Here is a 13,101-nt window from a genome sequence, read left to right on the forward strand (position 1 = left end):
AACGCATGTACCCCGCTGTTATTACTTGTTACTACTCCAATGTCCTCCTGGCCTCATCCAGTAATCGCTTCCGATAAGCTGCGCCGATCCACGCATTGCGGCTGATGCGCAGGAGAGTGAGCGCGGCATAGAAGGGAAGGCGGTGGGTTATCGCAGCGAAGGCTGCATCGCGATCGGGAAAATGACAACTGTATTCCCATAGAAAATGCCCGATAAAGGGTTCAGCGCGCCACTTGTCGCCCGCCTGCTGCAGGAAGAAATGCTGAAGTTCGCCTACGATGCGGCCCAGATCAAATACCCTGTCAGATGATTTCATCCGCTCCAGGTCGAGCATGATGACCCAAAGGCCATCGCCAAAAAGAACATTATCCGGAGTAACATCGCCATGGATCAGAACCTTGCAGTCTTCCCACATGCAGGCTTTGTCCCTCCATCGGTTTTTTAGCCGATACAAGTCCTGAGCCTGATCCCCTCCAATCCATGCTGCGCTTAGCAAGCGGTTCATGACCTGGTCAAAGTAATCGCATTCTTTGTTGAAATCCACCTTGCTCTCGTGCGCTGTCCGGTTATGCAGCGTGGCAAGAAAATAAGCGAGCGCGGTAAGCTTCTGGAAAAGAACGTCGCGCACATTTTCTCGGATTGCCTTGAGAATGACATGTTTAAAATGTGTGCCATAGCAATATTCTTCCACAACCACACGGTTAAGGCTGGCGTTGCGGCCGAGAGGGCGCGCCACATAGTGGGGATAGGCATTGAAGCCGATTCTGCGCAGATAGTTCAAATTATTGAACTCCTGCTCCATGTGACGTAACGCAGCGTCAGGGCCGATATGCGGAACACCTCCGAAGAATTTTCCAATAACCCGCGCTCCGCTGTCCCGTTCTTCGTAAAGGTAAACATGGTTGGAGGCCCGCAACTCATAAACCCTGAAATCCGGATGATTCACGGAGTGCAGCGCCGGGAGGATGTCGTACCGGAGGTATTCATAAAAGGGGTCATCTGTCGAAAGATGGCCTAGGTATTTCATTAACCTCTACGATGCCTCCGGTTTTTTAGTGTGCCTACAGGATCATTTGCATTGAGCAGTTAACCTCTGAAGGCAATATCGAATATCGCGACCTTTGCTAGCACGCATGGTTGATATCCTCTTTTAGCCGTGCCTGGTCCCGATTCTATGGATACAGGAAGGGAAACGTGAACCAGCAAGCCTATCCTTTCGGCATCACTATCCAGTTCTTCCCTATAGAGTGACAGTAGTACAGAATAGTCCTGTTTGCCAGGAAAAAGGACCGATAGCAGCAAATGTTTCCCGACGGAGAGATATCGGATGTAGTTGTCATAGGCGGCGGACCGGCGGGCGCCATCTGCGCGCTCGCGCTCGCGCGCGCGGGTGTCGATGTAAAGCTTATGTACTGGGGAGGTTACGCTCCGGGCGGCATCGAATTCGTATCGGGTCGAGGGCGCCATTTTATCGAACAGTACTCTCCCGATTTTTTTTCAGAGGTAGTGCATGGAATAGAGATTCATGAAACCGTCTCGCTATGGGATACGGCCGAGCCGGTAATATTCAATGCAATGTTTAATCCATGGGGCGCTGGGGTAGCGGTTGAGCGTCCGCTTCTGGATGACGCTTTGCGAAATCTTGCTTCCGGCGCGGGCGGCACTATAATCCCCGACGCCAAGGTAGTGGGCGTAGAGCGCCAGCATGACAGATGGCGGCTGATCGCGCGCTCTTCCCAGGATGCGTCTTCCAATGAAACCACTTCCGGTGCAGGCGAATGCGCTATCTATGCGCGTTTTATAGTGCTTGCGACAGGGCGCGTGCCGCTGCCGTTTTTCGATCATGCACCCGTAGCAGAGTCCTCGCAAATTGCCCTGATGACTTCCCTCCAGGCGCGGATAGCGCCTGGTCATACTCTCTATATCGAGCGTACACGCAGTGGCTGGTGGTACGCTTTGCCCGCCGAAAAAGGCTATTTCGCCGGTTTTTGTATCGAACGGAATGAACTCAAGCAGCGGCAGTCGCGCTTGAAGGATTTTTTCTTTCAGGAATTGCAGTGTACCCATCTTCTCGCGCCATTGTCGGCAGGAGCTTTCAATCAGCGGCCGATATCCGGACGGATGGCTGGCGCGACGATGTTTCCAGCAATGGGTGGAGATGCCTGGATAGCAGTCGGAGATGCAACAGCAGCGCCGGACCCTCTCAGCGGAACGGGGATCGAGTGGGCAATCGAATCCGCGCAACTCGGCGCAGATATATTACTGGAAGCTTTGCAGAAATCTGAAGGCAATGTTCTTTTCGATCTCCCGCGCTATGAAAATGCGATACGCCAACGCGTCGCCGCTCAGAAAAAGACAGCCGCTTACCATTATCATAGGTTAAAAGAGATAAAGGAAACAAAGGAAACGTGAGGAAGGAGAAGGGTTTTCGTGGAGATACGCGAGGTTCCAATCTTTGCCTCAGATAAGCGGGCCTTATACCCCGATCTGGACTGCCGTCATGGAAATTGATCCATCATCAAATCCTTCCACCGGAAAACTGATTTCCTCGTTGTACTGCCTCTGAGCAAGAATATAGAGAAACGGAAGGTAATGATCGGGGGTTGGCACCGATAGCAACGCGTCCTTTCCCAGTTTTTCATATGCGATGAGGGATTCGACATTGTCTGATCTCAACGCCGCACGTACCATTTTTTCGAACCTCAGAGCCCAGTCATAGGGCTCTGCATCATGCTTTCCCCATGAATAGGTGTGCAGATTATGGACGATATTACCGCTTCCCAGGATAAGCACCCCACGATCCCGCAACGGGGCCAGATTTCGCGCCATCTCATAATGCCATGCGGCCTCTTTGGTTTCATCTATACTCAATTGGATGACGGGAATATCCGCATCCGGAAACATATGGACGAGGACCGACCAAGTACCATGATCGAGCCCCCAAGTTGTGTCCATGACCGCATCCGGCAGGAGTAAATCCGCGACTTCCGCTGCAAGTTCCAGGGATCCGGGCGCCGGGTACTGGACCCGATACAATTCCTGCGGGAATCCGCCGAAATCATGAATCGTGGGAGGATTTTCCTGTGCAGTTACCGCTGTTTTCGGAATGTACCAATGAGCGGAGACACAAAGGATAGCTTTAGGTTTGGCGGGAAGGCCCGTGCCAATAGCGGACCAGGCTTCAGTATACGCGTTGCGGGACAGGGCATTCATAGGGTTGCCATGACCTACGAAGACTGCGGGCATTGCGGTCATCAGATTGAGCAGGAGCTATGGAAGTGAGGAAAGTTGGAGGAGCGTTGCCGGGCTTATTGGATCGCCATGATTGTCGAAGCCACGTCCGGAAAGCATTTTGGCAATCGCAGGAAAGCGTGTAGAGAGAGCGGTACACTCCTAGTCGGACGGGAGCTTCTTACACACTTTCTCTGAAGTATATCACACCATGATTTTTTCCCGCTTCCGGTAATCCTTCAACCGTTTTCCACTGCCTGCGTTTGTTCGTTTGAAAATGTTCAAACATTTTTTGCCGGAATGCCGCCGATCGATGATCGAACGAAGCAAAGGCATTACCGAACAGAACCTGATCAAGATGTTTTTTCATTTTCGGTTTCCTGAAAGGATTAAGATGCTGATTTAATTTCAATTTGGTATAAACCCGCCGCTTGCTCTGTGTGCGATTGCTAACCGTGAAGTTAAAGCAAGCGTTTTACAATAATATGAATATGCCGCTTTTTAGTTGGCACATTGTCAGAGGATGAACCCTTTCTCGTTTGTGCGGCACCGTACAGAGGCTTCATTTATCTCGTGACATTTGTATCGAATCAGTGGAAGAATTGCGCGGAGGAGTGTGGGTGATAGATGGCATGGCAGCGGCTGGCGCAGGGGAATTGCAGGCATGATGAAAAACAGAGTCAACTTGCATCTTGGGGGCAACTCACACCAAATGGGGCGGATTGCCGATAAGAGTGAATTCCCTTGGTACCAATCTCGCAGGTTCAACATTTTTGGACTTGTATTTCTGACGAGCGCTGCTATCAGTCTCGCTTACGTCTACAGCCAGCCGGCAATTTATCGCAGCAGCGCGACATTGCTTACCTCGGCCATGACACCGATCGACCAGCAGAGCGATGATGCCGATGTCCAGCACGTTGCAATCCAGCGCCAAATCCTGCTTGGGCGGGAGCTTGCCGCCGAAACCCTGAGGAAATTGAAGGCTTCTTCCGCCGGCAAATCTCTGAATCGATTGACTGAATCTGATATTCAGACTTTGTTGGCCGTCGAGCCCGTTCCCGAAACCAACCTCGTCGAGGTCACGGCGGAAGGCACGGATCCCCGCTTTTTGCCTTTGCTCATCAATACATGGATAGACGTCTACCTGGAAGCGCGAAGTGAAGAAGTAAAACGTTTGAAGAGCAATACTGAACGTATTGTCGAGGATGAGCTGGAAGGGTTGGCTGATAAGGTTGCTGCCGCGAGGGCGGCGCTGGAGAATTTCCGTGAAAACAATAACATTCTATCGACAGAGCGCGATGAGAATGAACCATCGGCCCGGCTGAAGGGGCTGAACGAGTCGCTTAACAAGGCTTCCGAGGCTGAGGTCAAGGCGAAAGCGGAACTGGACGCCATCAGAGCTGCAATTGCCCGGGGAAAGGCAGTGGTTCCGGATGATGAGAAAATCAGCCTGGCCGACCTCGAGAAGCGTCTGCATGATTCACGTGAAAAACTGGCGGAATTCGATAAAAAATTTACTCGCGAGTACTTAAACCTGCAACCCGACCTGAAGTCTCTTCCTGAGCAGATCAAGGAACTCGAGACTGCTATCAACAATAAGCGGTTGCGTGGTCAAAATGTAGTTTTGAATGAAGCCGAGGTGAATTATGCGGCCGCACGACAGACCGTCAGGGATATTCGCGAGCAATTGGGCGAGCACAGGCAGCAGGCATCGGTCTTCGCAACAAAATTTACCCAGCACGAGGCGTTGAAGACCGATCTGGAAGGACTGGAAAAGCTGTATCGGGATACGCAGGAACGGCTGGTACAGGTGAAAACCGGCCGCAAGGACAAATATCCGCAGGTCGATGTGATCAGCAGGGCATATGAATCAAGGGAGCCAGTAAGGCCGAACTACAGTCGTGAAGCCTTGATAGCGCTCGCCGGCTCCCTGCTTCTGGGATTGATCAGCGTGTGGGTTTTTGAGTATCTGACCCAAAAGAAGGAACAACAGCCTTCCATTGCAGTATTCGGTGTGGAGAGATATACCCCGCCTGCTACCGAGCTGATTGATCATCCTCACGCCGCGCTCGGGGCCCAAGCCGAACCGTTAGAGCAGAAAACCAACTTTGCCTTGCCAAAACCGGTGCACCGGGAACTTTCGAGTCATCAGTTACGGACCCTGATCAATGCTGCCAACCTGAAGGGGAAGCAGCTTATCGGTTTGCTGCTCAGTGGCCTCGACATCGATGAAGCGGCATCATTGAAGGCGAATCAGATCAACGAGCGTGCCAATCTCATCACCCTCGAAGGAAGAACTCCGAGGGCGGTGCCGCTCAACAATCCGCTCAAATCCTTGCTCCAGCAGTCTGGTAACCGCCCGGTATGGGACCCGGATGATTCGCAGACACGCGTCGATCTGTCAACAGCGCTGGTTTGCGCCGCAATCGATTCGGGATTGCCTGATCCCCAGGAAATCACCGCCGAGACGATCCGGCACAGCTACATTACTTATCTTGTACGCCAGGGCTTGCGGCTTTCCGATCTGGAGCAGGTCGTCGGTCATCTGGACCCTTCGGTGATTTCGAGTTATGGCGCTTATTCGCCGCCACAGCAGGGGCGGCCTCTGTACGAGATCGAGGTGCTGCATCCTGCGTTGCTCGTAATCTGAGCAGAATACCTCACGCAAGCAATAGTACGCTGCCCTTCCTCTAAACCAGTCAACCTCTTTGGCTTGGGGGAAGCTCTCCGAAGGAATGCCTGGAGACAGGATCACCCCACTGTCTTCACCGGACCATGATCGTCGCAATGGTCATCATGGGGATGGTGAAGATGGCCTCCGACCAGATAATCCACATGATCTCCGTGAGGCACGGCTTCGTGCCCGCAGTTGGGGCCATGTACATGCCCTTGCGCGTGACCTTCGCATTCATGTCCCGGAGTACAGTTCTGCGGATTGATCTCACTGACGTCTATGACATGCTCATCGATATGGTTGCCGTGCGGGTAATGCAGATGGCCTTCGTGAAGATAGCAGACATGGTCATCGTGCGCGACGCCCGTGTGGCCGCATTCCGGGCCGTGGGGATGGGTATGATTTTCATGCTGCGGCAGGATACAATTAGAATTCGTCATAGCGCTTTTCCTTAAGCCTCAATAAGGTGAATCAGTTCAAAAGCTACTGCATCCATAACAATAAAAATGAAACCGCCATAACACTCTTGCACTCGAACCCACCCGTTTTTCTTCCTTTTGACTTCCGTTACCGGTTACCCTTGATGATGACGAGGTCACGCCCGCATTCGGCAGGGTCGCATGCAATTTGAAGGGTATATTAAAATAATAATAATTTGACCATTGTTTGACTCCATCGGTTCCTGCTCGAGGAAAATCCATGCCGGAAAGACCGGCGGGAGGAGTATTTGCAAGGGGACGTTTCAATCCTGGTTTGGCGGCAGTTAAAAGTGGAGCGTGAGTACCGGCAGGAGCCAAGCAATCTCAAGGATTCTATCTGCCATAAATATCAGTGATACCAGTGTGGATGATATGTGGATCGAAATTGGGAAATTATGGGATGGAAACTGATTGGCAATTGGAAAAGGCAGTGATGGCAGTGACCAGTAATAAGAAGGAGGGTTAATTTCGATATGGAAATGAAAGCGCACAAGCAGGCAAATACCAAACACGCGCATCTGCAGGGGAATTTGATAATAGTGGGTTTTGGCAGCGTAGGCCAGGCTTTGCTTTCGTTATTGTTTCAGAATATCGAGATTCGCTCCGATCAGGTGAGGATAATCGCAGCTGATGAACATGGCAGTGAAATCGCTCGCAAATTTGGCGTCTCATTCACACCCCATTCGCTGACCCAGGAAAATTATCTCGCTGTGCTGGAGCCTTGGCTCGATGAGGGAGATTTCCTGCTTAATCTCGCAGTAGACGTTTCCAGCCTTGCCCTGATGGAATTGTGCTGGCGGCGAGGCGCATTGTATCTGGACACTTGCATTGAACCCTGGGCCGGCGGATATGTTGACCGATCCGTTTCTCCGTCTTTGCGTTCCAATTACGCGCTGCGTGAGCAAGCGCTCGCTTTTGCGCGGGAAAAGGGGGAAGGCCCCACCGCGCTTCTGTCGCATGGTGCGAATCCGGGTCTTGCCTCGACGTTTGCGAAACAGGCATTACTGAACATTGCTGCTGACACCGGTCTGGCAGTGAAAAAACCGACAAACTCCTGCGAATGGGCGCACCTTGCGCATCAGCTCAATATAAAAGCAATCCACATTGCAGAGCGTGATACCCAGGTTGCTTCCCAACGCAAACAGCCCAATGAGTTTGTCAACACCTGGTCAGTGGATGGTTTTGTCGGTGAAGGTCTTCAGCCATCGGAACTGGGATGGGGTAGTCATGAACGCCATTGGCCGGTGGATGGAGCGCGTCATGGATTCGGATGCGATGCCGCCATCTATCTCAGCCGCCCCGGCGCTGCTACCCGTGTGCGCAGTTGGACACCCCTCGGCGGCTCGTATCATGGTTTTCTGATAACCCATAACGAATCCATTTCGATAGCCGACCATCTGACATTGAGAGAAAAGGGAGAAGTAATTTACCGTCCAACGGTGCATTACGCTTATCTTCCCTGTGACGATGCTGTACTTTCAGTTCACGAGCTTGCGGGCAGAAATTGGCAAATACAGGCGAAAAAGCGCATTCTTCGGGATGAACTGATGGAGGGAACGGACGAGCTTGGTGTGCTGCTCATGGGCCATGCAAAATGTGCTTACTGGTATGGATCCCGGTTATCCATAGGGGAAGCGCGCCGGCTTGCCCGGTTCAATAGTGCTACCAGCTTGCAGGTCGTGGCTGGCATTCTTGCCGGAATGATATGGGCTCTGCAGAATCCGAGATCGGGGGTAGTGGAACCTGAAGTGATCGACCACGAGCTTGTCCTGGAGGTAGCCAGGCCCTATCTGGGAGAGCTTGTGGGAGTCTATTCGGACTGGACTCCGTTGCAGGATCGAGGATGGTTATTTGACGAGGATATCGACAGGGGTGATCCCTGGCAATTCAAGAATGTCCGCGTAACATAAGATCTGCTGCTTTAATCTTTGAAGTTTCGCGACTGGGACAACTGGGAGTTCACTTTTCAGTGACAGCCCGAGATGCACTGCCATTGCTGCTGTATGGGACACAACTGCGGCAACAGGTGCTGCCGCCGCATTCCTGAGTTTTGGAACTGCTAAACTTTTTCTTTTCCTTCCCGCAAAGATTGGGATCTGCTGGCAGACTTTGGAGCTGGCGAATTTTTTCCCATGCTATCAGGGGTGTCGGCCTTCGATCGAGAATGTTCGAGTTTTTTCTTGGTAAAGATTTCGGCTCCTTTATCGAGCAAGTCAGAAAAAAGGATATATTTGTGCAAAGTGACATGCTGTTTCACGTTCGACCTCCTAAAGTCCGTTAGAACAACCCGCTACACGCTTAAACTCAAACAACAAGCGGCAAAACGTCGCTATAAAAGTTTTAGGCACGGTCCCAACGCTTTTGTTCCCAGACATGTTCATTTCGTCGTTTCTTGTCGATTCCACGTCATGCTTCATTCATGCCTGTCAAGATCTTGTTTTCCACAATAACTGTGGATAACTTTGTTGATAAGGTATGAGCACACTTGATAAGTGACGTTTCCATAACGGATTTTTTTATTCGGCCATTTTTTGTCTTCAAAAAAACAGATTTATTTTCAGTTGCTTATAAATAAGCCTTATATCCAGAAAGTCTTGCAAAAGAGATTTTTCGAAAATATGGCACTTTTATGAAGTTGTGGATTAGTTCAATTTGTCAAGCCCATTTTGAACACTGGTTGCCTCATTTACTGCGGTTGATATCGTCGTGAATGTGGAAAAGCGCTGGCACGAAACCGCAGGGGATCGTGCGCACCGTGCGTAAGGCCGGCGCTCAGGGAGAGTTTCTGAGGGCACTAAAAGCTTACTGGTCAGTGCGGAAATATTTCATAACTGCCAGCTCGGCAATTCGCCTGCCCATGGCGGTGCCTACCTCACCGGAGTTGCGGTAGTGTACTCCATCATATATGCGCGCATTGGCCACTTCCTGGACGATCTCATCGATATTTTTCCAACTGCGTATCACGCCGCCTGCGGCGCGGCTGGTAGTAGCCAGAGGCGGTACGGGATCTGCGCCAATCTCAGCTTTCAGTACTGTTCCTACCGCGCCTGCGACGATGCAGTGAGCGCACGGGTATTCAGGATGCATGGGCGTGTCGATAAAGGGAAGCCATGAAGGATTCCGCTCTGTTGCGTTGTTTCCATCAACATCACCATTGCGAATGGCGGTAACCGGGCGCCAGAAGCCGTAATGATACTTGGCGTCAAATACCGCTATAAGTGCATCGGTCGAAGCCTGGGTTGCCGCCGCAAAGAGGCGTGCATTTCGGGTGATCTCCCTTCCTGGCGCTTCGGCAACCGAACGTATCACTCCATGGTAGATCGGAGGCATTACTTCTTCCCAAAAACGGGCAATTTCGGTCTGAGCAGTGGTGCGGTGCTGGCTGTACTTTCCACCCAGCGCCTTGACTTCATTGTAGTCGCGTGCCCATAACTCGCTTTCGAGGGGGGGAGGAGGGCCGGGACGAAATTGCGCAGGGTTGTCCATAAGCCAAGGCTTGATTTGCAACCAGTGTGGCGCTTCCGGTATTACAGTAGGTACATAGAGTCCGGGAGAGGTGTGCGGGCGGTATGATTCTCCTGCATCGGCACCGTCTTGTGCTCGCTGCGACAGAATTCCCGCTGCGGCTTTTTCGCCAATCGCAAGGCCATCGCTTCTTGCGATGTCGTCCGGGATCGCGGCAAGCGCCTGGCGATAGGCAGTATCGATGGCTGTCCGTTGCACCGGTACCAGGGCTGTAAGCGTAGCGCGATTTGCCGCTGCAATGGCGGCCTCAACCGAGGCTTCCGGCTTACCTTTCAGCTTGAGATCGCTGGCCGGATATTGCTGGGTAATTGCGTTTGTTGCCTCATATACCGCGGTTTGCACGATCGCGAGAGCACGATCTGCCGGTAGCGGGCCCAATCCCGAGTCCATGATAATATCGCCTGCCACGCGGTTCCAGTGCGTCACTGCGTCGGCTCGCGCCGCGGAACTGACAAGAATAGATATAACGACTATTGCCAGTACCGGTAACCGATTTTTCTTTACATCTTGAGTCATTGTTTTTTCCTTGCTGACGATTGGCAGGATAGGATATATGAATCCACATAAAAGCCTCCTTCCTGCCGAGGTGCATGCTGCTGAACGTTATCCCGATAGGGCAACGGACTATGAAACAGGCGGGGGATTGAGGAGGACGAACATCGCTCGTAGTATTTCTGGCTTTGCCGGCTAACCAGCGCTTGCAGGCTAACCAGCGCTTGCAGGCATTCACTCAATTAGTGCTGGCTGGCTCAGGACGAGTGCAGAATGAAGCAATTGGTATTAGTATGAAAGTATAACTGCTACAGTCTGAGTTTGATCGGTTATATTAACATTTCCAGATGCTGAGGAGGCTTAACGATGGATATTGAATGGAAGATAGTTGATGAGCATCATCAGGAGGTATTCGTAGAACAGCATGTAAGAGGGTTATTGTGGATCACGACCGCAGGGTTTTCTTTCTGGCACAGCTATCCCAACCCGGGAATCGATTTGTCGCACGTAAAGAACATTGAGGAGGCCAAGGAAGTCGTGGAAGCGGCATTGCGACAAGAGGAGTATGAAAAGCCCGTACGGTAGAAACAGACGGACGTTTAATACTGTTTGATACTTTGACCAGGCTTCAAAAAGTGTCTTTCAATCAGGAATCTTAAATGCTGAAGCAAGCGAAAGTGACAAGGATTCCTGACGCGTAAGTGTCCGTCTGAATTCCCTCGTATGCGGCACCTTTTGCATCTCCTGACACCGTTACATCCGACGTTTTATTTTCCACAATTGCTGTGGATAAGTTTGTTGATAAGCTGATGAAAGGAAGAGTAAGTCGCCCTCCTGTAACAGCTTTTTCTTATCTGGCTATTTTTTGAACATTTCTAAAAAGGCTTTACTATCAATAAATTAAAATAAAGTCAAGCTTTGTTGCAACCTCCGAAGAGCACAGCAATTTTCGGTCCTGAACTCAGAACGGAACTGTGGATTATTCTAAATGTCAAGAGAAATCTTCCCGGTAGATATGCTCTTCCGCTGGTTCTCGTACGGATACAAAGAAAACTTGCTCGTCAATAATGTGTGCTAACGAACGGTTTTGATTACAACTTTAGCCTATTGTAATAACTCGGCCCATTCATTTACTTCATGCCGAATTACAAAAGGATCATTCCTATGAAAATACTAAAATTGTTTACAGCGACGTTATTGCTCGCTCAAATCGCAGGGTGTGTATCCGTAGAGCGTCCTGCAGAAAAAGAAAAAGAGAAGGAAAAAATTATTGTCGTGCCCGAGAAAGATTCGGAGAGAAACTATTGATCGGTTCAGAAAATTACCGGCGCCTATGCGTCGGCCAATCGCGCAACCAAATACTTCATTAAATGTGGATCGTCCAATATTAAACGTGATCCCTTGCGGGAAATTTAATATTGGACGCGAGCAAGAAGTGGCCTGGACTAGGGGCCGGCATAACTTTTCTGCGCTGTGCTACTTGCAAGTCGATTTCCCTCTTTTGTTGAGATACAAGGCCACGGCATTTCAGTTCCATCAGCCTTAATGGCTTCTGTCAAGGCCAATAACTCGTCCCCCCTGATTGACCAGCTTGGCTTAAGCTATTAGTATATGCACCTCTCCAATTCCCCGATAGCTCAGTCGGTAGAGCGACGGACTGTTAATCCGCAGGTCCCAGGTTCGAGCCCTGGTCGGGGAGCCAAAGAATCAGTGGGTTAGGAAGAGTCGTGCTGCCAAACCTCGTCCCATTGCTACCATATTGCTACTTTATCCTCTACTAAGGTAGCTGTTTATGTAAACCATCTGTTGATCTCCTGGTGGAATCACGAATTGATGGGCACCCTTCGCCTGAACCTCAGGCTACCAACCAAGGTTCGAATCCTGCCGGACACAAGCTCGTCCAGTATTCCTCTAAAAATTAACGACAAATGTTCTTGCCGTCTACATTTAACGAGTTCATTCAGCTTGTCGGTGTTGGTGGCGCGATCGCAAGCTTCCTTTGGGGCGTGTGGGTGTGGAAAGACAAATCGAAAAAAGAACTGGCTCAGCAGCGTGCGGAGGCTCAGCGGCTTGCTGATAATCGGCGGATCGAAGCGACGAAACCATTTCTAGAGAGACAACTTAGACTATACACCGAGGCTTCAGAGGTGGCAGCGTGTATTGCAACCGGGACAAATGCTGTTGTCGACCATATTGAAATTCAGACGGCTAAAAAAAGGTTTTGGCAGCTGTATTACGGTGAGCTTGCCCTTGTCGAGAATGTGGAAGTGGAGGAAGCGATGGTCCAGTTGGGCGAGGCGATAAGCAATGGAATGGATCAGTCCGAACTCCGTAGGGCCTCCTTAAACCTCGCATCTGCATGTCGGCGATCATTGGCCACCTCATGGGGTATTCAAGCGTGGGAAAATCCAGATGGGGATTCTTTGAATAATATTCAATTGCTGACAGAGAGAGCAACGCGATGAAGGGTAATGGATATTCCCGCCTGACCTTCGTATTCCCCACTTCTCCCTAAGTGGAGCATAAGCAACTCTTCGGTATCGACCCCCTGAAAGGCCTCAACGGAGCGAAACGTCCATCCATTCGAAACGCAGTTTTTTTCCGTTGTCACCGGCAAATGTAAATTGATACAGGGTGGCAAGTGAGAATTGATACACCTCGACATAGGGATAATTGCCGCTTTTTGAGCGGCGATGTTTT

At 50.8% G+C, this 13,101-nt stretch carries 13 protein-coding genes and 1 tRNA gene; 7 read left to right on the forward strand and 7 right to left on the reverse strand.

Annotation, left to right across the window (positions count from 1 at the left end; genetic code table 11):
- Positions 1-31: 31 nt before the first annotated feature.
- Entirely contained in the window at positions 32-1,027 is a 996-nt protein-coding gene (locus BMW46_RS12765; protein WP_074709045.1) for a phosphotransferase, read from the reverse strand.
- A gap of 275 nt (positions 1,028-1,302) precedes the next feature.
- Between BMW46_RS12765 and BMW46_RS12770 the strand changes: the two genes are divergently transcribed.
- On the forward strand, positions 1,303-2,412 hold the full coding sequence (locus BMW46_RS12770; protein ID WP_074709046.1) for an NAD(P)/FAD-dependent oxidoreductase: 1,110 nt from the start codon (positions 1,303-1,305) through the stop codon (positions 2,410-2,412).
- Positions 2,413-2,475: 63 nt separating this feature from the next.
- Here BMW46_RS12770 and ygiD read toward each other — a convergent pair whose 3' ends face one another.
- Positions 2,476-3,255 carry a 4,5-DOPA-extradiol-dioxygenase gene (gene ygiD, locus BMW46_RS12775; protein ID WP_371113515.1) on the reverse strand — a complete coding sequence of 260 codons (780 nt, stop codon included), beginning with the start codon at positions 3,253-3,255 and terminating at the stop codon, positions 2,476-2,478.
- Positions 3,256-3,412: 157 nt separating this feature from the next.
- Entirely contained in the window at positions 3,413-3,601 is a 189-nt protein-coding gene (locus tag BMW46_RS12780) for a hypothetical protein (RefSeq protein WP_074709048.1), read from the reverse strand.
- A 294-nt stretch (positions 3,602-3,895) separates the two neighbouring features.
- Between BMW46_RS12780 and BMW46_RS12785 the strand changes: the two genes are divergently transcribed.
- The gene (locus BMW46_RS12785) at positions 3,896-5,881 is read left to right on the forward strand and encodes a GumC family protein (RefSeq protein ID WP_256377062.1); all 1,986 of its coding nucleotides are present in this window, start codon (positions 3,896-3,898) and stop codon (positions 5,879-5,881) included.
- Between the two features lie 101 nt (positions 5,882-5,982).
- On the opposite strand, the gene BMW46_RS12790 is transcribed toward BMW46_RS12785, so the two are convergent.
- Positions 5,983-6,345 (reverse strand): hypothetical protein, encoded by a 363-nt coding sequence (locus BMW46_RS12790; protein ID WP_074709049.1) that lies wholly within the window; start codon positions 6,343-6,345, stop codon positions 5,983-5,985.
- A gap of 36 nt (positions 6,346-6,381) precedes the next feature.
- Positions 6,382-6,702 (reverse strand): hypothetical protein, encoded by a 321-nt coding sequence (locus tag BMW46_RS15420; RefSeq protein ID WP_177171091.1) that lies wholly within the window; start codon positions 6,700-6,702, stop codon positions 6,382-6,384.
- A gap of 155 nt (positions 6,703-6,857) precedes the next feature.
- Here BMW46_RS15420 and BMW46_RS12795 point away from each other — a divergent pair, with 155 nt between their 5' ends.
- Positions 6,858-8,294: a homospermidine synthase gene (locus BMW46_RS12795; RefSeq protein ID WP_256377063.1), complete on the forward strand. Its 1,437-nt coding sequence runs from the start codon at positions 6,858-6,860 to the stop codon at positions 8,292-8,294.
- A gap of 149 nt (positions 8,295-8,443) precedes the next feature.
- Here the strand turns inward: BMW46_RS12795 and BMW46_RS12800 are convergent, their stop codons facing one another.
- Complete coding sequence (locus BMW46_RS12800; RefSeq protein WP_074709050.1) at positions 8,444-8,641, reverse strand: hypothetical protein; 198 nt, start codon at positions 8,639-8,641, stop codon at positions 8,444-8,446.
- Positions 8,642-9,186: 545 nt separating this feature from the next.
- Positions 9,187-10,425, reverse strand: a complete 1,239-nt coding sequence (locus BMW46_RS12805) for a vanadium-dependent haloperoxidase (RefSeq protein WP_074709051.1) — start codon at positions 10,423-10,425, stop codon at positions 9,187-9,189.
- Positions 10,426-10,767: 342 nt separating this feature from the next.
- Between BMW46_RS12805 and BMW46_RS12810 the strand changes: the two genes are divergently transcribed.
- From BMW46_RS12810 to BMW46_RS12820, 4 genes are all read left to right on the forward strand, one after another.
- Positions 10,768-10,986, forward strand: coding sequence for a hypothetical protein (locus tag BMW46_RS12810; protein ID WP_074709052.1), 219 nt, complete (start codon positions 10,768-10,770; stop codon positions 10,984-10,986).
- 579 nt (positions 10,987-11,565) lie between these two features.
- Positions 11,566-11,709, forward strand: a complete 144-nt coding sequence (locus tag BMW46_RS15425; protein ID WP_177171092.1) for a hypothetical protein — start codon at positions 11,566-11,568, stop codon at positions 11,707-11,709.
- A 318-nt stretch (positions 11,710-12,027) separates the two neighbouring features.
- A tRNA-Asn gene (locus tag BMW46_RS12815) sits at positions 12,028-12,103 on the forward strand.
- A 226-nt stretch (positions 12,104-12,329) separates the two neighbouring features.
- Entirely contained in the window at positions 12,330-12,866 is a 537-nt protein-coding gene (locus BMW46_RS12820) for a hypothetical protein (RefSeq protein WP_074709053.1), read from the forward strand.
- Positions 12,867-13,101 lie beyond the last annotated feature (235 nt).

The sequence above is a fragment of the Nitrosospira multiformis genome (genome assembly GCF_900111585.1).
Lineage (GTDB): Bacteria > Pseudomonadota > Gammaproteobacteria > Burkholderiales > Nitrosomonadaceae > Nitrosospira > Nitrosospira multiformis_B.

What these genes read in the sequence shown, in the direction of transcription:
- BMW46_RS12765 (WP_074709045.1), bottom strand. Translation starts at nt 1,027, where the DNA reads ATGAAATACCTAGGCCATCTTTCGACAGATGACCCCTTTTATGAATAC.
- BMW46_RS12805 (WP_074709051.1), bottom strand. Translation starts at nt 10,425, where the DNA reads ATGACTCAAGATGTAAAGAAAAATCGGTTACCGGTACTGGCAATAGTC.
- BMW46_RS15425 (WP_177171092.1), top strand. Translation starts at nt 11,566, where the DNA reads ATGAAAATACTAAAATTGTTTACAGCGACGTTATTGCTCGCTCAAATC.
- BMW46_RS12820 (WP_074709053.1), top strand. Translation starts at nt 12,330, where the DNA reads ATGTTCTTGCCGTCTACATTTAACGAGTTCATTCAGCTTGTCGGTGTT.
- BMW46_RS12790 (WP_074709049.1), bottom strand. Translation starts at nt 6,345, where the DNA reads ATGACGAATTCTAATTGTATCCTGCCGCAGCATGAAAATCATACCCAT.
- BMW46_RS12780 (WP_074709048.1), bottom strand. Translation starts at nt 3,601, where the DNA reads ATGAAAAAACATCTTGATCAGGTTCTGTTCGGTAATGCCTTTGCTTCG.
- ygiD (WP_371113515.1), bottom strand. Translation starts at nt 3,255, where the DNA reads ATGACCGCAATGCCCGCAGTCTTCGTAGGTCATGGCAACCCTATGAAT.
- BMW46_RS12770 (WP_074709046.1), top strand. Translation starts at nt 1,303, where the DNA reads ATGTTTCCCGACGGAGAGATATCGGATGTAGTTGTCATAGGCGGCGGA.
- BMW46_RS12810 (WP_074709052.1), top strand. Translation starts at nt 10,768, where the DNA reads ATGGATATTGAATGGAAGATAGTTGATGAGCATCATCAGGAGGTATTC.
- BMW46_RS12785 (WP_256377062.1), top strand. Translation starts at nt 3,896, where the DNA reads ATGATGAAAAACAGAGTCAACTTGCATCTTGGGGGCAACTCACACCAA.
- BMW46_RS12795 (WP_256377063.1), top strand. Translation starts at nt 6,858, where the DNA reads ATGGAAATGAAAGCGCACAAGCAGGCAAATACCAAACACGCGCATCTG.